We start from the raw sequence: 23,206 nt of genomic DNA, 5'->3' as shown, positions 1-23,206 counted from the left end.
CGGGCGGCGTGCTACCCCTGGCTCCGTTCCAGCTTGCGCAGGTGGATTTCGATGCAGGTCAACGCGGCCGGGGTGACCCCGGAAATGCGCGATGCCTGCCCCATGGTGCGCGGGCGGACGCGGGTCAGCTTTTCCACGATTTCGCGGCTCAGCCCGGCCACCACGCCGTAGTCCAGGTCTTCGGGCAGGGGCAGGGATTCCTGCCGGGCGGCGCGCTCCACCAGTTCTTCCTGACGGGCCAGGTACCCGGAATAGCGGATGATGGTTTCCGCCTCTTCGCATACCTCCGGCGCGTAGCCGGTGGCTTCGGGCCAGAAGGCGCGCAGCCGTTCCAGCGACATGGAGGGGCGGCGCAGCAGGTCCGCCAGCGACACGGCGCGGGTGGGCACGGCCTCGCCAAGGTCGGCGAAGGCGGCGCGGGTGGCGGCGTCGGGCGTCACCCGTCGCTGTTCAAGCTGCGTCATGAGGTTGGCCAGGGCGTCGTGGCGGGTGCGGAACACGGCCCAGTGGCCGTCGTCCACGAGGCCCAGGTCGCGGCCCATGGGGGTCAGCCGGGCGTCGGCGTTGTTCTCGCGCAGCAGCAGGCGGTGCTCCGCGCGCGAGGTGAACATGCGGTACGGCTCGCGCGTGCCCTTGGTGACCAGGTCGTCCACCAGCACGGCCATGTAGGCCACGTCGCGCCCCGGCAGGAACGGCGGCAGCCCGCGCAACGCGCACGAGGCGTTCAGCGCGGCCCACAGGCCCTGCGCCGCCGCCTCCTCGTATCCGGACGTCCCGTTGATCTGCCCGGCCAGGTACAGGCCCGGCAGGGCCTTGGTCTCCAGCGTGGGGTGCAGTTGGATGGGGTCGGCGTAGTCGTATTCGATGGCGTAGCCGGGGCGCACGATCTGGGCGTTTTCCAGGCCCGGAATGGTGGCGATCATGGCCTTCTGCACGTCCAGCGGCAGGCTGGTGGGAATGCCGTTGGGGTAGCATTCCGGGCTGGTCAGCCCTTCCGGCTCCACGAATATCTGATGGCGATCCCGGTCGGGGAAGCGGGCCACCTTGTCCTCGATGGACGGGCAGTAGCGCGCCCCGGTGCCGGTGATGACGCCCGTGAACATGGGCGAACGGTCGAAGCCGGAACGGATGGCCGCGTGGGTGCGCTCGTTGGTCCAGGTCATGTGGCAGGGCACCTGGGGCAGGCGCACGCCGGGGCCGCGAAAGCTGAACGGGCGCGGCGGGTTGTCGCCGGGCTGTTCCTCCATCACCGAAAAGTCGATGCTGGCCCGCAGCAGGCGCGGGGTGGTGCCGGTCTTGAGACGGCCAAGCTCAAGGCCATGGGCGCGCAGCGAGGCGGAAAGCCCCACGGCCGGGGCGTCGCCCAGCCTGCCGCCGGGAAAGTTGGTGAGCCCCACGTGGATCAGCCCGCACAGGAAGGTGCCGGTGGTCAGCAGCACCGTGCGGGCGCGGAATTCCTGCCCCAGGCCGGTGCGCACCCCGGCGGCGCGGCCGCGTTCGGACAGGATGGCTTCCGCCGTGTCCTGCCAGATCCACAGGTTGTCCTGCGCGAAGACGTCGCGCTGCACCGCGTGCAGGTAGGCGTCGCGGTCGATCTGGGCGCGCGAGGCCCGCACCGCCGGGCCCTTGCTGACGTTCAGGGTGCGGAACTGGATGCCCGCCTCGTCGGCCCACAGGCCCATCATGCCGCCCAGCGCGTCGATTTCCTTGACCATGTGCCCCTTGGCCAGCCCGCCGATGGCCGGGTTGCACGACAGGTGGCCGATGCGGTCCACGTTGCTGGTCAGCAGCAGGGTGGGATGGCCCAGGCGCGCGCTGGCCATGGCCGCCTCGCACCCGGCATGCCCGGCGCCGACCACGATGCAGTCGAACAGTTGGGGAAACGGAGCCTTGCGGGGCATGAGGGGTGCGGACATTGCGGTACCGTGGATGTTGGGCGCCAAGGGCGGGGGGAGCGGGGGGGCGTTGCGCGCCCGGCTACTTCCCGCCCTCGAACAGCATGGTGGCGATGACCTTGGCGTCGCCGATGTTGCACGAGATGCGCGTGGCCTCGTTGGGCACGTGGGCGTTGGGCACCAGCTTGGACCACACGGCGGCGGAAAGCCCCATGCGCCGCACGATGGCGGCCACGGTGCCCCCGCCGATGCCTGCGGGCCGCGCGGTGACGCCGTACACGTCCTTGATGGCGGCGCGCAGCCGGGCGACCACCTCCGCGTCGGGGCTGGTGGGCGGGGCGGCCTGCTCGCGCAGGACTTCGGCAATGGCGATGGACACGCCGTGCTCGCGCTCCACCTCGTCGGCCAGCCCGCGCACCGCCGCCACCACCTCGTCCAGGTCGTAGCGGGGCAGCACGCGGCAGTCCACGTAGAACACGTCCGAACCGGGCACGGTGTTCACGTTGGGCACGTTGGCCTCTTTCTTGGTGGGCACGAAGGTGGAGGTGGCCGGGTTGAACAGCGGGTCCGCGTCGGGGAAGCGCCCGTTCAGATGGCGGATGCGCAGGATGAGCGCGGCGGCGGCCGCAAGGGAGTTCACCCCTTCGTCGGGGGTGGATGCGTGGCACTGCTTGCCGGTGACGGCGATGCGCAGCCAGAGCATGCTCTTTTCCGCCACCTCGATCATGGAGCCTTCGCTGTCGCCGAAGTCGGGCACCACGATGAGGTCGTCGGGCCGGAACAGGCCGGGCCGCACGGCGGCCACGTGGGCCATGCCGCGCGCGTTGCCGGTTTCCTCGTCGGCCACGAAGGCCAGGCCCAGCGAAAGGTCGGGGGTGATGCCTTGTTCCAGCAGTTCGCGCGCCACCAGCAGGCCGGAGACGATGGCCTGCTGGTTGTCCTCCACGCCGCGGCCGAACAGCACGTCGCCGTCCACGCGCAGGGTCCACGGGTCGCCGTCCCACAGGGCCAGGTCGCCGGGGGGCACCACGTCCATGTGGGCCAGCACCCACACGGTGCGCAGCGATGCGCCGGGCACGCGGGCGATGATGTTGGGGCGGTGTCCGCAGGGTACGCGGGGGTCGGGGGCGTCGATCTGCTCAATGTCCGTCACGCCGATGGCGCGCAGGTGGGCGAGCAGCCAGTCCGCCTTTTCGCGCTCGCCTTCGCCGCCGCTTTCCGGCCCCAGGGCCGGGCGGCGGGTCAGTTCGCGCTGCAATTCGATGACGGCGTCGCGGCGGGCGTCGAGGGCGGAAAGGATGCGGTGCGGCATGCGGCAAACCCCGTGCGCGTGGCGCATGGCGCCCGCAACCGCACGAAGCGGCCCGGCCGCCGAGTCAGGATGGCCCCGCCGGGCATGACCAACATCGGGCGCGCGGCGGAGAAAAAAAGAAAGGGCGAGGTTGCCCGCGCCCTTTCCCGTGCTGTCGAGGTAGGGACTAGCGGCCCTTGGCGGCGCGCTTGGACGCCTTGAGGGGGTTGACCTTGGCGGCGGCAGCGGACTGCGTCTTGATGTGCGTGGCGAAGTTGCACTTGCCGCCAACCCACTTGCGCTCGGGCATGGGGTAGCTGCTGCAGAACTTTTCTTCCTCGAACATGCGAACGCGATCACAGCCTTCGCACTGTTCGACGATGGGCTTGAGGGCGATGCCGTTCATCACCACGCCGTCGGCCGTCTTGGTGGCACCAGCAAGGACGTTGCTCGTTGCGCTCATCTCGAAATCCTCCGTCGCGCGCGAAGCGCGTTTGTTCTTTCAGAAAGCAGGTTCCAATTATACAGTTCGCCCCGGTTGTCAACAGGAAAATAGCCGGGGGCGTCAGTTGGCGGCGGGTTGGGCGGCGGGCGTCGCCGCCGCCTTGGCCTCCATCTGCTCCATGGCTTCGTTGAAGCCGCGCAGGTACGCCTCGCGGGTTTCCTGGCCGATGCGCGGCCAGTCGGCTTCGGGCAGGCTCAGGGGCTTCGGCGCCTTGTCGGCGTCGAACGAACGCATCATGGCGCCCATGCCGTGCAGGTTTATCCAGCGGTGGTCGTAGTCGTGCGGGGTCTTTTCTTCCCATTCCACCACCATGGGAATGAGCTTTTTCAACTTGGGAATGTCCTGGAAGGCATATTGGTTGATGGGCGGGCCGTAGTTCTGGTTCAGCACGGCCACGGCCTGGCGGGCGCTGACGTCGGCGCAACGGTTGGCGTCGTAACGGGCGCGCAACTGCCCGGCATAGAACCAGAAGGCGGCCTCGTCCTTTTCTCCCTTGGCGAACAGGGCGTAGGAAAGGGCGTACAGCACCGTCGGCATCACCGACTGGGGGTTTGCCAGCACCTCCCGGATGGCCGCGTCGCGCGTGTCCGCCGACGTGGAGTGCAGGCGTTTCATCAACGCCATGGCCGGACCCGTATCGATGGTGGCGTATTCACCCGTGGGCGCGACGGTGATGTTGCGTCCGCGTTGTCCGCCCTGCTGGCCGACGCAGGCGGCAAGTGACAACAGCAGCATCAGGGCGAGAATGGCCGAAAGCGAGCGAGTGGGCATGTGTGTCTCCTGTGGGTGTGCGCCCGCCCTCCCCGGGGGGCGACAAGCGGTTACCTCCCCAGCTTGTCCAGCACCCAGCGGCGCACGTCGCGCATCTGGGCCAGCAGGGCGGGGTAGTCGAAGCGGGTGAACCGCCCGTCCTGATAAAGCACCTCGCCCGCCACCATGGTCAGGCGCACCTCGTGCCCGGTGGCCGCGTACACCAGGTGCGAGACGGGGTTGTACATGGGTTGCAGGTTGGGTGCGGAAAGGTCCAGCGCGGTGAGGTCGGCCGGGCAGCCGGGGGCCAGTTGGCCAAGGCCCGGCCAGTGCAGGGCCGCCGCGCCGCCCAGGGTGGCCATGTCCAGCACGGCCTGGGCCGGGGCGCAGGTGGGGTCCATGCAGCGCAGCTTGTGCAGCATGGCGCAACTGGTCATTTCGGTGAACATGTTCAGGCTGTTGTTGCTGGCCGCGCCGTCGGTGCCGATGCCCACGGCAATGCCCCGCGCCAGCATCTGCGGCACCGGGGCCGCGCCGGAGGCCAGCTTCATGTTGCTTTCCGGGTTGTGGGCCACCGCCGCCCCGGTGGAGGCCAGCAGGTCGATTTCATCGTCCGTCAGGTCCACGGCGTGGGCCACGGTGGCGCGCGGGGTCAGCAGGCCGAGGCCGTGGCAGTACGGCACGGGCCGTTGGCCGAACATTTCCACGCATTGGGCGGTTTCGGTGGTGGTTTCCGCCAGGTGAATGTGCAGGGGCAGGTCCAGTTCTTCGGCCAGCGCCTGGCACCGTTGCAGCAGTTCGGGCGAGGTGGTGTACACCGCGTGCGGGGTGACGCACTGGCGGATGCGCGGGTTGTGGCGCCAGCGTTCGTGCAGTTGGCGCACCAGGGCCAGGCCCGCGTCGGCGTCGGGGTAGGCGGGCGAGGGAAAGCCGAAGATGCCCTCTCCGCCCAGGCAGCGCAGGCCCGCCGTGTCCACGGCGCGGTAGGTGGCGTCCTGGATCAGGTACATGTCATTGAAGGCCGTGGTGCCGGTGCGCAGCATTTCGGCGCAGCCCAGCAGCGCACCCGCTTCCACGATGTCGGGCGTGAGGTGCTTTTCCACAGGAAAGATGTGCCGCGTCAGCCATTCCATCAGCGGCAGGTCGTCGGCCACCCCGCGCAGAAAGGTCATGGCCGCGTGGGTGTGCGCGTTGATCAGGCCGGGCATGACCAGCGCATCGCCCAGGTCCAGCACCCGCGCCGGGGAGTGGGCGGCGGTCACCGCCTCGCGCGGGCCAACGGCCAGCACGATGCCGTCGGCCACGGCCAGCGCCCCGTCCTCGACGACGGTGCGCATGGCGTCTTGTGTAACGATGCAGGCGGCCTGTATGAGGATGTCACAGGGGCGGGTCATGATGACTCCTTGGGGGGCTCCTTGGGTGTGCGCCGCGTGCGATGCGCGGCGGCCGGGCGGCGGAACGGGTGTCCAGTAATATAGGGCATGGCGTGCGGCAAGCGTGCGTCATGCGACAAGGAACGCCAGGGAGCGCCAAGGAGCAAAGAATGCGCGTGGGATGTCTGCTGGTGCACGGGTTCACCGGTGCGCCCTTCGAGATGGAGCCGCTGGCCGGTCCGCTGCGGGATATCGGCTGCGTGGTGCGCAACATCCGCCTGCCGGGGCACGACACCTCGTTCGAGGACTTCCGGCGCACCGTGTTCGCCGACTGGGTGGCCCACGCGGAAGACGAATACCGCGCGCTGGAGCGCGAGGTGGACGCGGTGGTGCCCATCGGGCTTTCCATGGGCGGCACCATCGCCCTGCACCTGGCCCAGCTGTTCCGCCCTTTGGGCGTGGTGGCCCTGGCCGCGCCCGTGTACGTGTACCGCATCATTCCGTGGCGCATGAAGGACTGGCGGCTGCCGCTGGTGGGTCTGCTGCGCCACGTGCGGCCGGTGTGGCCCTCCGCCCCGCGCAGCGAGGCGGCGCGCGCCGCGGCCCCGTGGCGCGGCTACGAGGAGGCCACGGCCCTGCCGCAGTTGCACAGCCTCATCGTGGGCGCGGCCGGAGTACGCCGGGGGCTGGCCCGTGTCACGGCCCCGGTGCTGGTCATGCAGGCGAGGGGCGACGCCACGGTGCACTACTCCAACGCCCTGCACATCGCGGCCCATGTGGCCTCGCCCGACGTGACCCTGAAGCTGTTCGACATCAAGGACATGCGCGCCGGGCACCACGTCATCACGACGCATGTGGAATGCCGCGACCGGGTGAGCGGGGCGGTGCGCGACTTCGTGGGCGGACTTTTTTCTTGATACAAAAATGTTATTTTTTGCGATTATGGACGGTTTTCCCAAAAAGCATAATTTCACAAGCTAATATTCCGCAACAATTACACAGTTTCAGCTGGTCAAGTAATCAGTATTGATCCCTGAAGATGCCGGGATTGACGATTTTGAACGGAATCGTTAATTATCGGTCATGCCGGACGCTCCGGGGGATCGCGCTGCCGCGTTCCCCGCCTCCCGCCGCCCCATGTTGTCAGGTCCTGTCTGTCCCGCCTTCCGCCTTGTTGCCGTGCGCACCGGACACGCACGCGGAAACGTGGTATGCAGAGGGGGAGCCGGACCACCGTTCCCGGCAGTTTTTCCACAGGTTCGCCAAGCCGAGGTTACCAGCGTGCATGTGAAGCCCATCAGCCAGCATTTCAACGACTTCGTCATCGAGCGCGAGCGCGCTCGGTGTATCAACTGTGAGGTCTGCGTGCGCCAGTGTTCGTACGAGGCCCACTTCTGGGACGAGGCCAGACAGTTCGTGGTGCACGACAGCGCCCGTTGCGTGGGCTGCCACCGCTGCGCGGCCATGTGCCCCACCAGTTGCCTGACCATCCGCAAGAAGCCGTCGGACTTCCGCGACAACGCCCTGTGGACGTCCACCTATATCAAGCACATCTTCAAGCAGGCCGACACCGGCGGGGTGCTGTTGTCCGGCATGGGCAACCCGCAGCCCAAGCCCATCTACTGGGACAACATGCTGCTGGACGCCAGCCAGGTGACCAACCCCTCCATCGACCCGCTGCGCGAGCCCATGGAACTGCGTACCTTCCTGGGGGCCAAGCCCGACGCCGTGGACTTCGTCCACACCCCCGAAGGCCCCCGCCTGAAGCAGCCCCTGCCGCCGCAACTGCAACTGGAATATCCCATCATGTTCGCGGCCATGTCGTTCGGGGCCATCAACTTCAACCTGCACGTGGCCATGGCCCGCGCCGCCACCGAACTGGGCATCTGCTACAACACCGGCGAAGGGGGCCTGCACCCCGACCTGTACCAGTACGGGGCCAACACCATCGTGCAGGTGGCCTCGGGCCGGTTCGGCGTGCACAAGGATTACCTGAACGCCGGGGCCGCCGTGGAAATCAAGGTGGGGCAGGGGGCCAAGCCGGGCATCGGCGGGCACCTGCCGGGAGAGAAGATCGACGAGGAAGTCTCGCGCACCCGCATGGTGCCGCAGGGCTCCGACGCCATCTCTCCCGCGCCGCACCACGACATCTACTCCATCGAAGACCTGCTCCAGCTCATCTACGCCATCAAGGAGTCCACCCGCTACCGCGTGCCCGTGGCCGTGAAGATCGCCGCCGTGCACAACGCCCCGGCCATCGCGTCCGGCATCGTGCGCGCCGGGGCGGACATGGTGGTCATCGACGGCTTCCGGGGCGGCACCGGCGCGGCCCCCACCATGATCCGCGACAACGTGGGCATTCCCATCGAACTGGCCCTGGCCTCGGTGGACAACCGCCTGCGCGACGAAGGCATCCGCAACCACGCCTCGCTGGTGGTGGCCGGGGGCGTGCGGTGCAGCGCCGATGTGGTCAAGGCCATCGCCCTGGGGGCCGACGCCGTGTACATCGGCACCGCCGCGCTGGTGGCCGTGGGCTGCACCCTGTGCGGCCGCTGCTACACCGGCAAATGCCCGTGGGGCATCGCAACCAACGCCGCGCAGTTGAAAAAGCGCCAGAACCCGGACGTGGCCGCGCAACGCATGGCCAACCTGGTCCGGGCCTGGGGCCACGAGATCCAGGAAATGCTGGGCGGCATGGGGCTGAACTCCATCGAAAGCCTGCGCGGCAACCGCGACAAGCTGCGCGGCGTGGGGCTGAATGAAGTGGAGCTCAGCGTCCTCGGCATCAAGCACGCCGGACTGTAGCCCGCCGGGGCGGAACGCGGGCGCTGGCGGCGTCAAACCGGCTTTTTGCGCCGGTCACGTGCCAAAAAGTACGCTCCCTCTGCAAACATGCCGTTTTTCCTTGCCATCACCCACGCTGCGCCCCGCCGGGGTTGTGTCGGGTGCGGCGAGACAAAGAGTTAAAGAAGAACTTGAAGTCGGTGAGGCCCACTGACACCACGGAGAGAGGCCATGCAGGCTCCACGCGATTTCTGGCATTTCGAGAAGGACATTTCCGGCTGCGGCGTGTTCGGCGTCATTGACCGGGGGCGGCGGCTCATTCCCGGGTCCGAGCCCATCGCGGCCATGTGCACCATGCACGACCGGGGCAACGGCCTGGGCGGCGGCTTCGCGGCCTACGGCATCTACCCCGACCGGGCGGACTGGTACGCCTTCCACCTGATGTGCGACGACCGCGACGCCCTGGAACGGGCGGAGTCCGTCATCAAGCAGTTCCACGACGTGCGCCATTCCGAGCCCATTCCCACCCGCAAGGTGGCCAGCGTGAAGAACCCGCCGGTGGTCTGGCGCTTCTTCGTGACGCCCAAGGCCAACCGGCCCGCCTGGGCCACCGGCGACGAGGCCGACTACATGGTGGGCACGGTGATGCACATCAACACCAGGGTGCCCGGCGTGTTCGTGTTCTCCAGCGGCAAGGACATGGGGGCCTTCAAGGGCGTGGGCTTTCCCGAGGACATCGCCGACTTCTTCCGGCTGGACGAGTACCACGCCTACATGTGGACCGGGCACAACCGCTTTCCCACCAACACGCCCGGCTGGTGGGGCGGGGCGCACCCGTTCACCCTGCTGGACTGGGCCATCGTGCACAACGGCGAAATCTCGTCCTACGGCATCAACAAGCGCTACCTGTGCCAGCACGGCTACGAGTGCACCCTGATGACCGACACCGAGGTGGTGGCCTATCTCATCGACCTGCTGATCCGGAAGCACGGCCTGACCAAGCGCGAGGCCAGTTGGGTGTTCGCGCCGCCGTTCTGGGACGAGGTGGACCGCATGCCCGAGGCGGAGCGCGAGGCGTTCAAGGCCCTGCGCATGGTTTATGGTCCGGCCCTGCTCAACGGCCCCTTCGCCATCCTGGTGACGGACTCCAAGGGCATGATGGGCCTCAACGACCGGGTCAAGCTGCGCCCGCTGGTGGTGGCCGAAAAGGGCGACCGGGTGTTCATGTCCAGCGAGGAAAGCTCCATCCGCGAGGTCTGCCGCGACCTTGACCGGGTCTGGGCCCCCAAGGCGGGCCAGCCCGTGATCATCGACTATCTGCCGCAGGGGGGTGCCGAATGAGCGCCGACGTGATGTGCGACGACAAGGGCTTCTGCGTGCAGCGCGAGGGAGAGCGGTGCGTCATCGACGCCACCGGGGTGTACTACCGCCAGCTCAACGAGCGGATTCGGGCGGCGCTGGAGCACGGCGTCACCGACATCGAGATCGTGCAGGTGCGCGGGCAGCGCTACATCGCCACCGCCGTGGAGGGCGACGTGCGCTTCACCGTGCGCGGCGTGCCGGGGCAGGACCTGGGCGCGTTCATGCGCGGGCCCACCATCCACGTGCACGGCAACGCGCAGGACGGCGTGGGCAACACCATGGACGGCGGGCGCATCGTCATCCACGGCATGGCGGGCGACGTGCTGGGCTACGCCATGCGCGACGGGCGCATCCTGGTGCGCGGCGACGTGGGCTACCGTGTGGGCATCCACATGAAGGCCTACATGGACCGCGTGCCGGTCATCGTGGCGGGCGGCAAGGCGGGCGACTTTCTGGGCGAGTACATGGCGGGCGGGGCCATCATCCTGCTGGGCATGCATTCCGGCATGCCCGATGCGCCCATCACCGGGCGCAACCTGGGCACGGGGATGCACGGCGGGGTCATCTACCTGCGCGGCAGGGTGCCCGAGCACCAGCTTGGGCCGGGCCTTGCCATGGAGCCGGTGGACGACGCGGACAGGGAATTCCTGCGCGCTCATGTGGCGGATTTCGCCGCGGAGTTTGCGGGTGAATTCGGGGGCGTGTCCGGGGCCGACGGCGCGCCGGGCGGCCCCGCCGACGCCGATGCGCTGGCCGACGCCATCCTGTCCGGGCCGTTCGTGAAGATCCGCCCCTTTTCGCACCGGCCGTACGGCAACATGTACGTGGGGACGAATTAGTCACCGTGATCCGGCCATTCCGGCACACGACGGACATCTTGCTCCGCTAGGCCGGGCTCCGGCACGACCGCGCGCCGGAGCCCTTGCGTTCCCGTGCCCTGTCGTGTCCTGCCGTACCGGGCCGTGCCCGGCCGTTCCGCCAGCCCCCGGCAGGGCGCGCCATCCGCGTTCCAACCTTGCCACGCGCCGGTTGAATGTGCATACTAGCCCATTGGTCCGCAGTCATTTCCCTTCGGTGCCGCCCCGTGCGCCGCGCCTTCACCCCGACGAGAGTTCTTCATGCCGCACAACATCGACCTCATCCTGACTCTGGCGGGCGGCCTCACCGCCGCGCTGGCCCTCGGTTTCATCACCCAGAAGCTGCGCCTGTCGCCCATCGTGGGCTACCTGCTGGCGGGCATGGTGGTGGGGCCGCACTCGCCCGGTTTCGTGGCCGACGCGGATACGGCCACCCAATTCGCCGAACTGGGCGTCATTCTGCTGATGTTCGGGGTGGGGCTGCATTTCCATCTCAAGGATCTCATGGCCGTGCGTTCCGTGGCCGTGCCGGGGGCCATCGTGCAGATCGCCGCCGCCACGGTGCTGGGCATGCTGGCCACCCATTTCTTCGGCTGGTCGTGGACGGCCGGGGCCGTGTTCGGCATGGCCATTTCCGTGGCCAGCACCGTGGTGCTCACCCGCGTGCTGTCGGACAACCGGGCCATGCACACCCCCGTGGGGCACGTGGCCATAGGCTGGCTGGTGGTGGAGGACCTGTTCACCATCCTGGTGCTGGTGCTGCTGCCCGCGCTGTTCCCGCCCGCCACCGCCTCCGGCGCGCCCGCCTCGGTGTGGGCCACCCTGGGCACCACCACCCTGAAGCTGGGCGCGCTGGTGGTGTTCACCCTGGTGGCCGGGCAGCGGCTGATACCGCTCCTGCTTTCCTACGTGGCCCGCACCGGCACGCGCGACCTGTTCACCCTGGCCGTGCTGGTGCTGGCGCTGGGCATCGCCGTAGGCGCGGCGGAATTCTTCGGCGCGTCCATGGCCCTGGGGGCCTTCCTTGCGGGGATGGTGGTGGGGCAGTCGGACTTCAGCGCCCGCGCGGCGGCAGAGGCGCTGCCCATGCGCGACGCCTTCGCGGTGCTGTTTTTCGTGTCCGTGGGCATGCTGTTCGACCCCGCCTCGCTGACCACCGGCTGGGAACTGATGCTGATCACTCTGGCCATCGTGCTGCTGGGCAAGCCGCTGGCCGCGCTGCTGGTGGTGCTGGTGCTGGGCCATCCCCTGCGCAAGGCCATATCCGTGGCCGTGGCCCTGGCCCAGATCGGCGAATTCTCGTTCATCCTGGCATCCCTGGGCACGGCGCTGGGCGTGCTGCCGCCGGAGGCGGGCAACGCCCTGGTGGTGGCGGCGGTGATTTCCATCACCATCAACCCCATGCTGTACAAGGGTATCGACCCCCTGATGAAGGCGCTGGCCCGCCGGGGCATCGGCGTGACGCGCACGGCTGGGGGCAACGCCCCCGTGCCCTCGCCCGGCGACGGCGCGCACCGGGTGGTGCTGATCGGCTACGGCCCGGTGGGCCGGGCCATCGCCCGCATCCTGCGTGACAACGACATGGACGTGGTGGTGGTGGAGATGAACATCGACACCGTGCGCGAACTGCGCACCCTGGCCGCGCACGAGGCGGCCGGAGTGACCGGGGAGGCCATGCCCGACGCGGCGGGCGACGGTTCCCCGGACGGCTCCCCAAAGGATTCCCCGAAAGACGCGCCTGACGACGGCGACCACCACGCCGGGCGCCCCCTGCTGGCCGTGCACGGCGACGCCACCCAGGCCGAGATATTGCGCCACGCGGGGCTGGAAGAGGCCGAGGCGCTGATCATCTCCACGGCCACGGCCCCGGCGCGCGAGATCATCGAGGTGGCCCGCGCCGTGAACCCCAAGGTGCGCATCCTCATCCACACCACCTACCTGCGCGAGGCCGAGGCCCTGCGCGCGGGCGGGGCGGAGGTGGTCTTTTCCGGCGAGGGCGCGGTGGCCCTGTCGCTGTCCACCTTCCTGCTGCGCGAACTGGGCGCCACCGACGAGCAGGTGGAAACCGAGCGCCGCCGCATCCGCCACGACTTCTGCTGAGCCTGCCGGGGGCGGTACCCCATGGCGCCGTTTCGGGCTGCCCCCTTCGGGGGACGGCCCTTCCTTTCCGGCCCCTTTCCTGCCCATGCCCGACCCATATCCGCAGGCACCTGCGCCGCATGGCCCGCGCGGACCGGCGGCCAGAAAAGCGTTGAAAAAAACGGCCATGGCAGGTAGGTAAGTCACGTTTTGCGACCATAACGCCCTCCACGCGGGGGCGTAACCTTCAAGGAGGCATCATGCTCTGGACCAACGTGGCGTACGCCATGGGCGCGGGTCAGCCGGCCGGCGGCGGGGCCAACCCCATCGCGTCTTTCGTGCCGCTGATTCTCATGTTCGCCATCTTCTACTTTCTCCTCATCCGTCCCCAGCAGAAGAAGGCCAAGGAACACAAGGCCATGCTGGAGTCCATCAAGAAGGGCGACAACGTGGTGACCGCCGGCGGCATCTACGCCCGCGTGTTCGACGTGCAGGACGACGTGCTGGTGCTCGACCTTGGCGAAACCAAGGTCCGCGTGGGCCGTTCCTTCGTCAGCGCGGTCCTCGACCCCAAGGCCAAGAAGGACGACAGGAAGCCTGCCGACAAGAAGGCCGGCAAGGACGCGGACAGGAAGGAAGACGGGAAGGACGGGCAGAAGTAGTCCCGTTTCCCGCGGCATGGGGCAAGCACGCGCACCGTGGTCACGGCTGGCGCCTGCTTGCCTTTTTGCCGTGAATGCGGCCGCGCGCCGCGCCCGCGTGACATACCGCAACTCCAGGAGTCGCAATGAAACAGGGTTTCCACTGGAGACTCGCCGTGGTGCTGGCCGTGCTGCTGTTCGGCGTGGCCTACGTGCTCCCGAGCCTGCCGGGCATCAAGTCGTCGCCGTTGGGCAGGTTTCTGCCCGACAGCACCATCAACCTCGGGCTCGACCTCATGGGCGGCATCCACCTGACGCTCGGCGTCGACGTGGACAAGGCCGTGGAAAACTCGCTGGCCCAGATGGGCCAGGACATCCGCACCATGGCGCGCGAGAAGGACGCCTTCGTCCTGCGCCCGCGCGTGCTGCCCGGCGACCGCATCGAGTTCGTGCTGGCCAAGGCCGAGCAGCGCGAAGTGCTGGGCGAACTGCTGGCCAAGCAGTTCCCGCAGCTGAGCGTTGCCGCGCCGCAGACCACCGATGACGGGCAGTTGCGCTACGTGGCCACCATGAAGCCGGACTATCGCAAGAACATCAGCGAGATGGCGCTGGAGCAGGCGGTCAAGACCATCCGCAACCGCATCGACCAGTTCGGCGTGGCCGAACCGGACATCCGCAAGCAGCAGGACAACCGCATCCAGATCCAGCTGCCCGGCCTGCACGACACCCAGCGCGCCATCCAGATCATCGGCCAGACGGCCCACCTGGAATTCCACATCGTGCGCGACGACGTGGACGCGGAAAAGGCCGCGCGCGGCATCCTGCCGCCCGGCACCGAAGTGCGTCCCATGATCCGGCGCGGGGCCGACGGCAGCCAGGCCGAAACGCCCGTGGTGGTGGACAAGGAAGCCGTGCTGACCGGCGAATACGTGGCCGACGCGCGCCCCGGCTTCGACAATTTCAACCAGGCCTACGTGATGCTGACCTTCAACAGCCGCGGCGCGGCCATGTTCGAACGCATCACCCAGGAAAACGTGCGCAAGCGCCTGGCCATCGTGCTGGACGGCAAGGTCTATTCCGCGCCGGTCATCCAGGAAAAGATCGGCGGCGGCCGGGCCAGCATCACCGGCAAGTTCTCCACGGCGGAGGCGCAGGACCTGGCCATCGTGCTGCGCGCGGGCTCGCTGCCCGCGCCGGTGAGCGTGCTCGAGGAACGCACCGTCGGCCCCTCGCTGGGTCAGGAATCCATCGACAAGGGCATCCTTTCCGCGCTCATCGGCGGCGGCATGGTGATGCTGTTCATGGTCGTGTACTACGGCGTCTCGGGCCTCATCGCCGACGTCATGCTGTGCTACACCGTGCTGCTTCTGCTCGCGGGCATGGCCGCCTTCGGCGCCACCCTGACTCTGCCGGGCCTTGCGGGCATCGTGCTGACCCTGGGCATGGCAATCGACGCCAACGTGCTGATCTACGAGCGCATCCGCGAGGAACTGCGCCGCGGGCTGACGACCGCGGCGGCGGTGCACGAGGGCTACAAGCGCGCCATGCTGGCCATCACCGACTCGAACCTGACCACCATCATCGTGGCGGTGATCCTCTACCAGTTCGGCACCGGGCCGGTGCGCGGCTTCGCCGTCACCCTGACGCTCGGCATCATCGCGTCCCTGTTCACGGCCGTTTTCGTGTCGCGCATCGTCTTCGACGTCTGGACCGCCGGGTCCGGCGCAAAACGCCTCAGCATCTAGCCGGGGAGGATCGCCATCATGGGGCTTACGCTCATCAGGCATGACACCAATATCGACTTCGTGGGCATGCGGCGCATCGCCTACGTGGTTTCCATCGCGGCGATGCTGATCGGTCTCGCCTCCGTCGCCTTCAAGGGCGGGCTGAGCTACGGCATCGACTTCGCGGGCGGGGCCATCGTGCAGGTCAAGTTCGACAGGCCCGTGGCCGACGCCACCCTGAAGCAGGGCCTTTCGGGCACCGATCTGCCGGGGCTCGTCGTGCAGCGCTTCGGCGAGGGAGAGACCGACTACCTCATCCGCATCTCGCACACCGAAGAGCGGGCCGACGTCATCCGGACCGTGGTGGCCGAGGCGTTGGAAACCCACATCAAGGACGCCACGTTCGAGATCCAGCGGCTGGAAATGGTCGGCCCCAAGGTGGGCGAGGATCTTAAAGCCAAGGCCGTTGAGGCGCTGTACTATTCGGTGCTGCTCATCGCCATCTACATCTCGGGCAGGTTTGAACAGCGGTGGATGGCCGCCGCCGTCATGGCGGGGGCGCTGGCGGGCGGCATGTACGTGCTGGGGATGCTCGGGGTTCCACGGGTATGGCTGGTCTTCGCCGCGCTGGGGCTGACCTTCGTACTGTGCTGGAAGCTGCGCCTGAACTTCGCCCTGGGGGCCATCGTGGCGCTGGTGCACGACGTGCTCGTCACGGTGGGGGTGCTCTCGCTGCTGGACAAGGAAGTGGACCTGAACATCGTGGCCGCGCTGCTGACCCTGGTGGGCTACTCGCTGAACGACACCATCATCGTCTACGACCGCATCCGCGAAACGCTGCGCGGCCACCGCAAGGAATGGAGCTACGCGCACATCATCAACGCCAGCATCAACCAGACGCTCAGCCGCACCATCCTCACCGGCGGCACCACGCTGGCGGTCCTCTTGGTGCTGTTCGTGCTGGGCGGCGGGGTCATCCACGACTTCGCGCTGACCATGCTGGTGGGCGTGTTCGTGGGCATCCTGTCCTCGATCTTCGTGGCGAGCCCCATCCTGCTCGCCTTCGGCGAACCGGACGAGCAGCCGGAGCCCGCGCCCCGTGTGGGCCAGGAAGGGGCCGTCTAGGCGGCCTGTTCCGGGATTGAAGCAAATGAACGGGCGGCGCGCGGGCGTCGCCCGTTTTTTTCATGTTATTCATGTTATCATCCCAAAGACCCGCCGGTTGCGGCAGAGAATGCGGCAGATGACGCGACAGGCGACGCGACAGGTGACGCGCTTGGGGCGGCGCAAACGCGGCAGCAGCCGTCCAAGGCGGGAAGGCGGTTGCTTTTTTTTGCCTTCAGGCGTTATCCTACGGGCACTTGGAATCGTTTTTGTCCCGTGGAGGTGACATGAAGGTTTGCATCTCCGGCGCGGTCCTTGGCGTCCTGCTGGCCTGTGCGGCATGGGTTCCGGTGGCAGCCGGAACCGCCTTGGCCGCCGACGGTGCGGCGCTGTACGCCCAGTGTGCGGGCTGCCATGGCGAGGACGGCGGCAAGGCGGCCCTGGGGGCCGCGCGGCCCGTGAAGGGCCAGACCGCCGAAGCCCTGTACGGCAAGCTCAAGGGCTACGCGGACGGCAGCTACGGCGGCTCGAAAAAGGTCGTCATGGCGGGAATCGCCAAAAAGCTTTCGGACGAGGACATGCGCGCCCTGGCCGCGCACATGGCCTCCTTCTAGCCCGGCCCGGGCGGGTCACCCCGCGCGTGGTCCGGAAAACCCGGCATCACCGGAACAGGAGAACTCGCATGAAACGCATTCTTGTGGTCATGAGCATCTGTGCCGCCCTTGCCTTCGGCATTTCCGCCGCCGTGGCCGCCGACGGCGCGGCGCTGTACAAGTCGTGCGTGGGCTGCCACGGGGCCGACGGCTCCAAGCAGGCCATGGGCGTGGGCCACGCAGTGAAGGGCCAGACGGCCGATGAGCTGTTCAAGAAGCTGAAGGGCTACGCCGACGGCAGCTACGGCGGCGAGAAGAAGGCCGTCATGACCAACCTCGTCAAGCGCTACTCCGACGAGGAAATGAAGGCCATGGCCGACTACATGTCCAAGCTGTAGGTGCATGGCGATGCGCGTACGCCCCATTCGCATGACGGTTGCCTGCGTGCGCGCGCTTGTCGCCACGGCCTCGCTGCTTGTCCTGCTCGCAGTGTTCGCCTCGGGGGTCCGGGCGGCGGTTCCGTCCGCCGCCCCGGCCCCCGTTCCCGTGGCCGCCGGAACCGGGGACCATCAGGGCCACGGCGCCGCCTCCGATGCCGCGCAGGCGCCAGCGGAACACGTGCATCCGGTGCCCCCGCCCACCACGGGCCGATTCGGCCAGTCCGAACAGCCCGGCCAGTCCGGCCCGGCAGGGCAGCCCGGAGGAGGGGACCCGGCCTCCCAGGCGCAACTGGCCGGGGTGGACGAGCACCTCGGCGACATCATCCCCGAGGGCATCCTGCTGCGCGACGAGGCGGGCAACCCCGTCGACCCGCGCACCCTGATGGACGTGCCGGTGATCATCGCGCCCATCTATTATTCCTGCCCCACGGTGTGCAACATGCTGCAAAGCTCGCTGGCGCGGGTGCTGCCGCAGGTTTCGCTGCAACCGGGCAAGGAGTACCGCGTGCTGTCCGTGAGCTTTGACGAGACGGACACCCCGCAACTGGCCGCGCGCAAGAAGCAGAACTATTTCGCGGCCATGAATTTCGCCTATCCGGAGGACGGCTGGCGCTTCCTGTCCGGCGACCTTGCCTCCATCAACAGGTTCATGGACGCCATCGGCTTCCGGTTCACCCGGCAGGGGCGCGACTTCATCCACCCCGTGGCGCTCATCGTCACCGCGCCGGGGGGCAAGATCGTGCGCTACCTGTACGGCCAGAGCTTCCTGCCCTTCGACCTGACCATGGCCGTCACCGAGGCCTCGCACGGCACCATCGGCCTGTCGGTGAAGCGCGTGCTGTCGTACTGCTTCACCTACGACCCGGAAGGGCGGCGCTACGTGTTCGATTTCATGCGCATCGCCGGGATCATCATCCTGTTCGGCGCGGCGGTGCTGCTGTTCGTGCTGGTGTGGGGAGGCCCGCGCCGCAAGGAACGCAAGGGACCGGGAGACACGCCCCCGTCCGGCCCGCCGCCGGGCTAGGCGGCGCGCGCACCGTACCGCATCGAGTCCATCGACAAAGACCGTCCCGGCAGAGTCCGGCAGTCCGCACGGCCCGCACCAGACACAGGAGACCATCGCATGAGCGCAGACGCGCACGACCACCCGAGCTTCTTCCAGCCGCTGCCCGGCACGAAAGGGGGGCTCGCCTCGTGGCTGTTCAGCACCGACCACAAGCGCATCGGCATGCTGTACCTCTACTGCATCGTCACCATGTTCCTGGTGGGGCTTGCGCTGGGCTTCCTGATCCGGCTCGAACTGGTCGCGCCGGGCCGCACCATCATGGGGCCGCAGACCTACAACGCGCTGTTCACCCTGCATGGCGTGGTGATGATCTTCCTGGTGGTCATTCCCAGCATTCCCGCCGCGTTCGGCAACATCTTCCTGCCCATCCAGATCGGGGCCGAGGATGTCTCGTTTCCCCGGCTGAACATCCTCTCGTGGTGGCTGTACATCATCGGCGCGGCGCTGGCCGTGCTCTCGCTGGTCACGGGCAAGGGCGCGCCGGACACGGGCTGGACCTTCTACGTGCCGTTCAGCGCGGTGACCACCACCAACGTCGATGTGGCGGTCATCGCCGTGTTCATTTTGGGCTTCTCGTCCATTCTCACCGGGCTCAACTTCATCACCACCCTGCACCGGCTGCGCGCCCCCGGCATGACCTGGACCCGCCTGCCGCTGTTCTGCTGGTCACTGTACGCCACCGGATGGATACAGGTGCTGGCCACGCCCATCCTGGGCATCACCGTGCTGCTCATCTTTGCCGAGCGGGTGCTTGGGGTGGGGCTGTTCGACCCCTCGCGCGGGGGCGACCCCATCCTGTACCAGCACCTGTTCTGGATCTACTCGCACCCGGCGGTATACATCATGATCCTGCCCGCCATGGGCGTGATCTCGGAAATTCTTCCGGTGTTCGCGCGCAAGCCCATCTTCGGCTACAAGATGATCGCCTTCTCCAGCCTTGCCATCGCCTTCGCCGGGTCGCTGGTGTGGGCGCACCACATGTTCGTCAGCGGCATGAGCGACACGGCGGTGATGGTCTTCTCGTTCCTGACCTTTGTGGTGGCCATTCCCTCGGCCATCAAGGTCTTCAACTGGGTGTCCACGCTGTACAAGGGCTCCATCCGGGTGGAGCCGCCGCTGTGGTACGCGCTGGCGTTCATCTTTTTGTTCTCCATCGGAGGGCTCACCGGCCTCGTGCTGGGGTCCGCGGGCACCAACGTGCACGTGCACGACACCTACTTCGTGGTGGCGCACTTCCACTACGTGATCTTCGGGGGCATGGGCTTCGGGCTGTTCGGGGCCATGCACTACTGGTTCCCCAAGATCTACGGGCGGATGTACGACAAGCGCATCGCCAACTGGTCGTGCCTCATTGCCTTCGTGGGCTTCAACCTGCTGTACTTCCCCATGTTCATCCTGGGCTTGCAGGGCATGCCGCGCCGCTACTACGACTACCTGCCCAAGTACGCCGAGGGGCACTTCTTCTCCACCATGGGCTCGTGGGTGCTGGCCACGGGGCTGCTGCTGATGTTCTGGAACCTGTGGCGGGGCATCCGGCACGGCAAGCCCGTGGGCCGCAACCCGTGGGGCGCGGCAACGCTGGAGTGGATGGTGCCGTCGCCGCCGCCGCACCACAACTTCGACGCCGAGCCCGTGGTCACGCACGGCCCCTACGATTTCACGGGGGTAAAGCCCGATGCATGAGCACCGCGACTACGAAGGCGCCAAGATCGGCATGTGGCTGTTCCTGTTCACGGAAGTGCTGCTGTTCGGCGGGCTGTTCCTGCTCTATGCCGTGTTCCTGCACCGCTACCCGGCGGAATTCCACGCCGCGGGCAAGGAACTGAGCCGCACCTTCGGCACGGTCAACACCGTGGTGCTCATCACCAGTTCGCTGTTCATGGCCCTGGCCATCAGCGCTCTGCAACACGGCAGGACGGTGCTGTCGCAGCGGCTGGTGCTGCTGACGGTGGCCCTGGCCGGGGTGTTCCTGGTGAACAAGTTCTTCGAGTGGAGCGCCAAGATCGGCCACGGCATCTACCCCGACAGCCCCGGCCTGCTGGCGCTGCCGCCCGGCGAGATGGTGTTCTTCAACCTGTACTACCTGATGACCGGGCTGCACGGCATCCACGTGGTCATCGGCGGGGCCGTGCTGCTGTACGGCTGGCATCTGATGCGCGTTGGCCGGGTGACCCCGGAGCACTTCGTGTTCCTGGAGAACGGCGGCCTGTACTGGCACCTGGTGGACCTGGTGTGGATCTATCTTTTTCCGCTTTTCTACCTTGTGGTCTGAGGGGGCCAGCATGACCGGACACAACACCGAACACCATGCCGTCCCCGTGCGCACCAACCTGCTGGTGTGGGCGGCGCTGATGGTGCTGACCACCATCACCGTGGGCGTCACCAGTTTCGACTTCGGCTTCCTGAACGTGGTGGTGGCGCTGACCGTGGCCACCACCAAGGCGGGGCTGGTCATCCTGTGGTTCATGCACCTGCGCTACGAGGGCAGGGTCATCCGGCTGATGGTGTTCACGGCCTTCGTCATCCTTGCCATCGCCATCGGGCTCACCTTCTTCGACGTGGCCTACAGGTAGGTGACCATGTATCCGCAATCGTTGTCGCCGGTGCAGCAGGTCGATTTCATATTCACCGTCATCTTCGGGTTCTCGGTGTTCGTGCTGCTGGCCATCACCGCGACCATGCTGTGGTTCGTGTGGCATTACCGCGAATCGCGCCATCCCGTGCCCGCGCAGATTTCGGGCAACGTGCCCGCCGAGATCGCGTGGACGCTGATTCCCTCCATCATCGTCATGGGCCTGTTCTACTACGGGTGGGAGGGCTACAAGGCCCTGCGCACCGTGCCCGAGGGGGCCATGGAGGTGCGGGTGACCGCCCGCATGTGGTCGTGGGTGTTCGAATACCCCGGCGGCAAGCGCGGCAGCGTGCTGGTGGTGCCCGTGGACACCCCGGTGAAGCTGCGCATGACCAGCGTGGACGTGCTGCACAGCCTGTACGTGCCCGCCTTCCGCATCAAGATGGACACCGTGCCCGGCCTGGAGACCTACGCCTGGTTCAAGGCCGACCGGCCCGGCGAGTACGACCTGCTGTGCGCCGAATACTGCGGCCTGAAGCACGCCAACATGATCACCACGGTGAAGGTGGTGGACCGGGCCGCCTTCGACGCCTGGCTGGCCAGCGCCGACGCGCCCGGCGGCAAGGGCAGGGCGCTGATGGAAACCCACGGCTGTATCTCGTGCCATTCGCTGGACGGAACCCCGGGCGTGGGTCCCACCTTCAAGGACCTGTACGGGGCCGAGCGCGAGGTGGCGCTGCCCGACGGCACGAAGCGCAAGGTGGTGGCCGACGAAGGGTACCTGCGCCGCGCCTTCGTGGACCCCAACGCAGAGGTGGTGGTGGGCTACGACCCCATCATGCCGTCCACGGAAGGCATGGTGCCGCCCGAAGAGATGGAGGAAATGCTGGGCTGGCTGATGCACGGCAACGAGGTGGGGCACGAGGAAGGCAGGCGGCTGATGGAGGCCGAGGGCTGCATCTCGTGCCATTCGACCGACGGTTCGGTCATCGCCGGGCCCAGCCTGAAGGGGCTGTGGAACGCGCCGACCATCGTGCTGCGCGACGGCAAGGAGCAGCAGGTCACCGCCGACGAAGCCTACCTGCGCGCCAAGATCGCCAATGCCCCGGCGCTGGGCACGGTGAAGGGCTTCGACCCCATGATGCCGCCCTACGAACACCTGACGCCGGAACAGTTGGGGGCCATGGTGGAGTATATCAAGTCGCTGGGCGAACATTCCCATTGATGGACAACAGGCCTGCCATGCCCCGCCTGCATGACCTGCGCCTGCTGCTGCGCCTGAACGTGACCCTGATGGTGGGCGCGGCCACGGCCTTCGGCTTCCTGCTGGCCGTGCCACTGCCTTTTGCCGGACTGGTCGGGCAGATCGGGCAGGCCGGTCCGGCGGGTGCGCTGGCGTGGGTGGTGGCGGGGGCCATGCTGCTGGCCGCGGCCTGCTCGGCGTGGAATCAGGTCCAGGAACGCGACATCGACGCGCTGCTGCCCCGCACGGCGGGGCGGCCGCTGCCCTCCGGGCGCATGACGCCGGGGGCGGCCGTGGGCATCGGTGTGGTGTCGTTCGCGGCGGCGCTGGGGTGCCTGCATGCGGCTTCCCCGGTGTCCGGCCTGCAACTGGCCCTGGTGGGGGCGGGCATCGCCGTGGCCTACAACGGGGTGTACACGCCGCTCAAGCGGGTGACATCCTTCGCCCTGCTGCCGGGCGCGCTGGTGGGGGCCATGCCGCCCCTGCTGGGCTGGATGGCGGCAGGCGGCGACCCGCGCGACCCCGTGGCCATTCTGCTGTACGGCGTGTACGTGCTGTGGCAGGTGCCCCATTTCTGGCTGCGCGCCCAGCGCGAGCGCATCCACTACGTGCGGGCCGGGCTGCCCGTGCCGCCCGCCCAGTTCGCCGCCGCGCGCTACGACAGGCTGCTGCGGGTATGGTACCACGCCTACGCCGTGGCCGTGCTGATGCTGCCGGTGTTTCCCCTGCTGCATGCCCCGCTGCTCCGCGCCGGGGTGGTGCTGCTGGGCGTGGCCCTGCTGGCGGTGTCGGCCCGGATGCGCCGCACATCGGAAACTCCGGCTTGCGGCGGCGGGAGGCTGGCCCTGCGCGCCGCCGACGCGGCCATGCCCGCGCTCATGCTGCTGTTGCTGCTGGACCGGATGCTGCCTTTATTCTAAGCATAGG

At 67.9% G+C, this 23,206-nt stretch carries 21 protein-coding genes; 16 read left to right on the top strand and 5 right to left on the bottom strand.

The window, feature by feature from the left end; translation table 11 throughout:
• Nucleotides 1-11 precede the first annotated feature (11 nt).
• The 5 genes from mnmG to ACR4XJ_RS04225 all read right to left on the bottom strand — a co-directional run bounded on the left by mnmG (nucleotide 12) and on the right by ACR4XJ_RS04225 (nucleotide 5,835).
• The gene (gene mnmG, locus ACR4XJ_RS04245) at nucleotides 12-1,901 is read right to left on the bottom strand and encodes a tRNA uridine-5-carboxymethylaminomethyl(34) synthesis enzyme MnmG (protein ID WP_434754314.1); all 1,890 of its coding nucleotides are present in this window, start codon (nucleotides 1,899-1,901) and stop codon (nucleotides 12-14) included.
• Nucleotides 1,902-1,977: 76 nt separating this feature from the next.
• The gene (locus ACR4XJ_RS04240; protein WP_434754029.1) at nucleotides 1,978-3,207 is read right to left on the bottom strand and encodes a M20 family metallo-hydrolase; all 1,230 of its coding nucleotides are present in this window, start codon (nucleotides 3,205-3,207) and stop codon (nucleotides 1,978-1,980) included.
• Between the two features lie 166 nt (nucleotides 3,208-3,373).
• Nucleotides 3,374-3,649 carry a PxxKW family cysteine-rich protein gene (locus ACR4XJ_RS04235; protein WP_434754028.1) on the bottom strand — a complete coding sequence of 92 codons (276 nt, stop codon included), beginning with the start codon at nucleotides 3,647-3,649 and terminating at the stop codon, nucleotides 3,374-3,376.
• Between the two features lie 102 nt (nucleotides 3,650-3,751).
• A complete protein-coding gene (locus ACR4XJ_RS04230; protein WP_434754027.1) occupies nucleotides 3,752-4,462 on the bottom strand; it encodes a hypothetical protein in 711 nt (236 codons plus the stop codon).
• 50 nt (nucleotides 4,463-4,512) lie between these two features.
• Nucleotides 4,513-5,835, bottom strand: a complete 1,323-nt coding sequence (locus ACR4XJ_RS04225; RefSeq protein ID WP_434754026.1) for an amidohydrolase family protein — start codon at nucleotides 5,833-5,835, stop codon at nucleotides 4,513-4,515.
• 149 nt (nucleotides 5,836-5,984) lie between these two features.
• Between ACR4XJ_RS04225 and ACR4XJ_RS04220 the strand changes: the two genes are divergently transcribed.
• The 16 genes from ACR4XJ_RS04220 to ACR4XJ_RS04145 all read left to right on the top strand — a co-directional run bounded on the left by ACR4XJ_RS04220 (nucleotide 5,985) and on the right by ACR4XJ_RS04145 (nucleotide 23,199).
• On the top strand, nucleotides 5,985-6,731 hold the full coding sequence (locus ACR4XJ_RS04220; RefSeq protein ID WP_434754025.1) for an alpha/beta hydrolase: 747 nt from the start codon (nucleotides 5,985-5,987) through the stop codon (nucleotides 6,729-6,731).
• 364 nt (nucleotides 6,732-7,095) lie between these two features.
• Complete coding sequence (locus ACR4XJ_RS04215; RefSeq protein ID WP_434754024.1) at nucleotides 7,096-8,619, top strand: glutamate synthase-related protein; 1,524 nt, start codon at nucleotides 7,096-7,098, stop codon at nucleotides 8,617-8,619.
• Nucleotides 8,620-8,829: 210 nt separating this feature from the next.
• Nucleotides 8,830-9,939 (top strand): class II glutamine amidotransferase, encoded by a 1,110-nt coding sequence (locus ACR4XJ_RS04210; RefSeq protein ID WP_434754023.1) that lies wholly within the window; start codon nucleotides 8,830-8,832, stop codon nucleotides 9,937-9,939.
• Nucleotides 9,936-10,799, top strand: a complete 864-nt coding sequence (locus tag ACR4XJ_RS04205) for a hypothetical protein (RefSeq protein ID WP_434754022.1) — start codon at nucleotides 9,936-9,938, stop codon at nucleotides 10,797-10,799. Before ACR4XJ_RS04210 ends, ACR4XJ_RS04205 begins: the two co-directional genes overlap by 4 nt.
• A gap of 279 nt (nucleotides 10,800-11,078) precedes the next feature.
• Nucleotides 11,079-12,917 (top strand): cation:proton antiporter, encoded by a 1,839-nt coding sequence (locus tag ACR4XJ_RS04200; RefSeq protein ID WP_434754021.1) that lies wholly within the window; start codon nucleotides 11,079-11,081, stop codon nucleotides 12,915-12,917.
• A gap of 239 nt (nucleotides 12,918-13,156) precedes the next feature.
• Nucleotides 13,157-13,558, top strand: a complete 402-nt coding sequence (gene yajC / locus ACR4XJ_RS04195) for a preprotein translocase subunit YajC (RefSeq protein ID WP_434754020.1) — start codon at nucleotides 13,157-13,159, stop codon at nucleotides 13,556-13,558.
• A 125-nt stretch (nucleotides 13,559-13,683) separates the two neighbouring features.
• On the top strand, nucleotides 13,684-15,282 hold the full coding sequence (gene secD, locus ACR4XJ_RS04190; RefSeq protein WP_434754019.1) for a protein translocase subunit SecD: 1,599 nt from the start codon (nucleotides 13,684-13,686) through the stop codon (nucleotides 15,280-15,282).
• Nucleotides 15,283-15,300: 18 nt separating this feature from the next.
• Nucleotides 15,301-16,386 carry a protein translocase subunit SecF gene (gene secF / locus ACR4XJ_RS04185; RefSeq protein WP_434754018.1) on the top strand — a complete coding sequence of 362 codons (1,086 nt, stop codon included), beginning with the start codon at nucleotides 15,301-15,303 and terminating at the stop codon, nucleotides 16,384-16,386.
• A 266-nt stretch (nucleotides 16,387-16,652) separates the two neighbouring features.
• The gene (locus ACR4XJ_RS04180; RefSeq protein ID WP_434754017.1) at nucleotides 16,653-16,979 is read left to right on the top strand and encodes a c-type cytochrome; all 327 of its coding nucleotides are present in this window, start codon (nucleotides 16,653-16,655) and stop codon (nucleotides 16,977-16,979) included.
• 68 nt (nucleotides 16,980-17,047) lie between these two features.
• Nucleotides 17,048-17,356: a c-type cytochrome gene (locus ACR4XJ_RS04175; RefSeq protein WP_434754016.1), complete on the top strand. Its 309-nt coding sequence runs from the start codon at nucleotides 17,048-17,050 to the stop codon at nucleotides 17,354-17,356.
• Nucleotides 17,357-17,402: 46 nt separating this feature from the next.
• Nucleotides 17,403-18,422 carry an SCO family protein gene (locus ACR4XJ_RS04170; protein WP_434754015.1) on the top strand — a complete coding sequence of 340 codons (1,020 nt, stop codon included), beginning with the start codon at nucleotides 17,403-17,405 and terminating at the stop codon, nucleotides 18,420-18,422.
• 99 nt (nucleotides 18,423-18,521) lie between these two features.
• The gene (gene ctaD / locus ACR4XJ_RS04165; protein WP_434754014.1) at nucleotides 18,522-20,147 is read left to right on the top strand and encodes a cytochrome c oxidase subunit I; all 1,626 of its coding nucleotides are present in this window, start codon (nucleotides 18,522-18,524) and stop codon (nucleotides 20,145-20,147) included.
• Nucleotides 20,140-20,736, top strand: coding sequence for a cytochrome c oxidase subunit 3 family protein (locus tag ACR4XJ_RS04160; protein ID WP_434754013.1), 597 nt, complete (start codon nucleotides 20,140-20,142; stop codon nucleotides 20,734-20,736). The genes ctaD and ACR4XJ_RS04160 overlap by 8 nt, the downstream gene beginning before the upstream one ends.
• Nucleotides 20,737-20,746: 10 nt before the next feature.
• Entirely contained in the window at nucleotides 20,747-21,037 is a 291-nt protein-coding gene (locus ACR4XJ_RS04155) for a cytochrome C oxidase subunit IV family protein (protein WP_434754012.1), read from the top strand.
• 6 nt (nucleotides 21,038-21,043) lie between these two features.
• Nucleotides 21,044-22,261, top strand: coding sequence for a cytochrome c oxidase subunit II (gene coxB, locus ACR4XJ_RS04150; RefSeq protein ID WP_434754011.1), 1,218 nt, complete (start codon nucleotides 21,044-21,046; stop codon nucleotides 22,259-22,261).
• 17 nt (nucleotides 22,262-22,278) lie between these two features.
• Entirely contained in the window at nucleotides 22,279-23,199 is a 921-nt protein-coding gene (locus ACR4XJ_RS04145) for a protoheme IX farnesyltransferase (RefSeq protein ID WP_434754010.1), read from the top strand.
• Nucleotides 23,200-23,206: the final 7 nt, after the last annotated feature.

It is taken from the genome of Nitratidesulfovibrio sp. D1, assembly GCF_051133415.1.
Lineage (GTDB): Bacteria > Desulfobacterota > Desulfovibrionia > Desulfovibrionales > Desulfovibrionaceae > Cupidesulfovibrio.
The sequence above is the reverse complement of the archived record's forward strand: the minus strand, read 5'-3'. Positions and strand labels throughout refer to the sequence as shown.

What these genes read in the sequence shown, in the direction of transcription:
- mnmG (WP_434754314.1), bottom strand. Translation starts at nt 1,901, where the DNA reads ATGCCCCGCAAGGCTCCGTTTCCCCAACTGTTCGACTGCATCGTGGTC.
- ACR4XJ_RS04205 (WP_434754022.1), top strand. Translation starts at nt 9,936, where the DNA reads ATGAGCGCCGACGTGATGTGCGACGACAAGGGCTTCTGCGTGCAGCGC.
- ACR4XJ_RS04235 (WP_434754028.1), bottom strand. Translation starts at nt 3,649, where the DNA reads ATGAGCGCAACGAGCAACGTCCTTGCTGGTGCCACCAAGACGGCCGAC.
- ctaD (WP_434754014.1), top strand. Translation starts at nt 18,522, where the DNA reads ATGAGCGCAGACGCGCACGACCACCCGAGCTTCTTCCAGCCGCTGCCC.
- secF (WP_434754018.1), top strand. Translation starts at nt 15,301, where the DNA reads ATGGGGCTTACGCTCATCAGGCATGACACCAATATCGACTTCGTGGGC.
- ACR4XJ_RS04200 (WP_434754021.1), top strand. Translation starts at nt 11,079, where the DNA reads ATGCCGCACAACATCGACCTCATCCTGACTCTGGCGGGCGGCCTCACC.
- secD (WP_434754019.1), top strand. Translation starts at nt 13,684, where the DNA reads ATGAAACAGGGTTTCCACTGGAGACTCGCCGTGGTGCTGGCCGTGCTG.
- ACR4XJ_RS04240 (WP_434754029.1), bottom strand. Translation starts at nt 3,207, where the DNA reads ATGCCGCACCGCATCCTTTCCGCCCTCGACGCCCGCCGCGACGCCGTC.
- ACR4XJ_RS04225 (WP_434754026.1), bottom strand. Translation starts at nt 5,835, where the DNA reads ATGACCCGCCCCTGTGACATCCTCATACAGGCCGCCTGCATCGTTACA.
- ACR4XJ_RS04155 (WP_434754012.1), top strand. Translation starts at nt 20,747, where the DNA reads ATGACCGGACACAACACCGAACACCATGCCGTCCCCGTGCGCACCAAC.
- ACR4XJ_RS04210 (WP_434754023.1), top strand. Translation starts at nt 8,830, where the DNA reads ATGCAGGCTCCACGCGATTTCTGGCATTTCGAGAAGGACATTTCCGGC.
- ACR4XJ_RS04230 (WP_434754027.1), bottom strand. Translation starts at nt 4,462, where the DNA reads ATGCCCACTCGCTCGCTTTCGGCCATTCTCGCCCTGATGCTGCTGTTG.
- yajC (WP_434754020.1), top strand. Translation starts at nt 13,157, where the DNA reads ATGCTCTGGACCAACGTGGCGTACGCCATGGGCGCGGGTCAGCCGGCC.
- coxB (WP_434754011.1), top strand. Translation starts at nt 21,044, where the DNA reads ATGTATCCGCAATCGTTGTCGCCGGTGCAGCAGGTCGATTTCATATTC.
- ACR4XJ_RS04145 (WP_434754010.1), top strand. Translation starts at nt 22,279, where the DNA reads ATGCCCCGCCTGCATGACCTGCGCCTGCTGCTGCGCCTGAACGTGACC.
- ACR4XJ_RS04175 (WP_434754016.1), top strand. Translation starts at nt 17,048, where the DNA reads ATGAAACGCATTCTTGTGGTCATGAGCATCTGTGCCGCCCTTGCCTTC.
- ACR4XJ_RS04220 (WP_434754025.1), top strand. Translation starts at nt 5,985, where the DNA reads ATGCGCGTGGGATGTCTGCTGGTGCACGGGTTCACCGGTGCGCCCTTC.
- ACR4XJ_RS04160 (WP_434754013.1), top strand. Translation starts at nt 20,140, where the DNA reads ATGCATGAGCACCGCGACTACGAAGGCGCCAAGATCGGCATGTGGCTG.
- ACR4XJ_RS04180 (WP_434754017.1), top strand. Translation starts at nt 16,653, where the DNA reads ATGAAGGTTTGCATCTCCGGCGCGGTCCTTGGCGTCCTGCTGGCCTGT.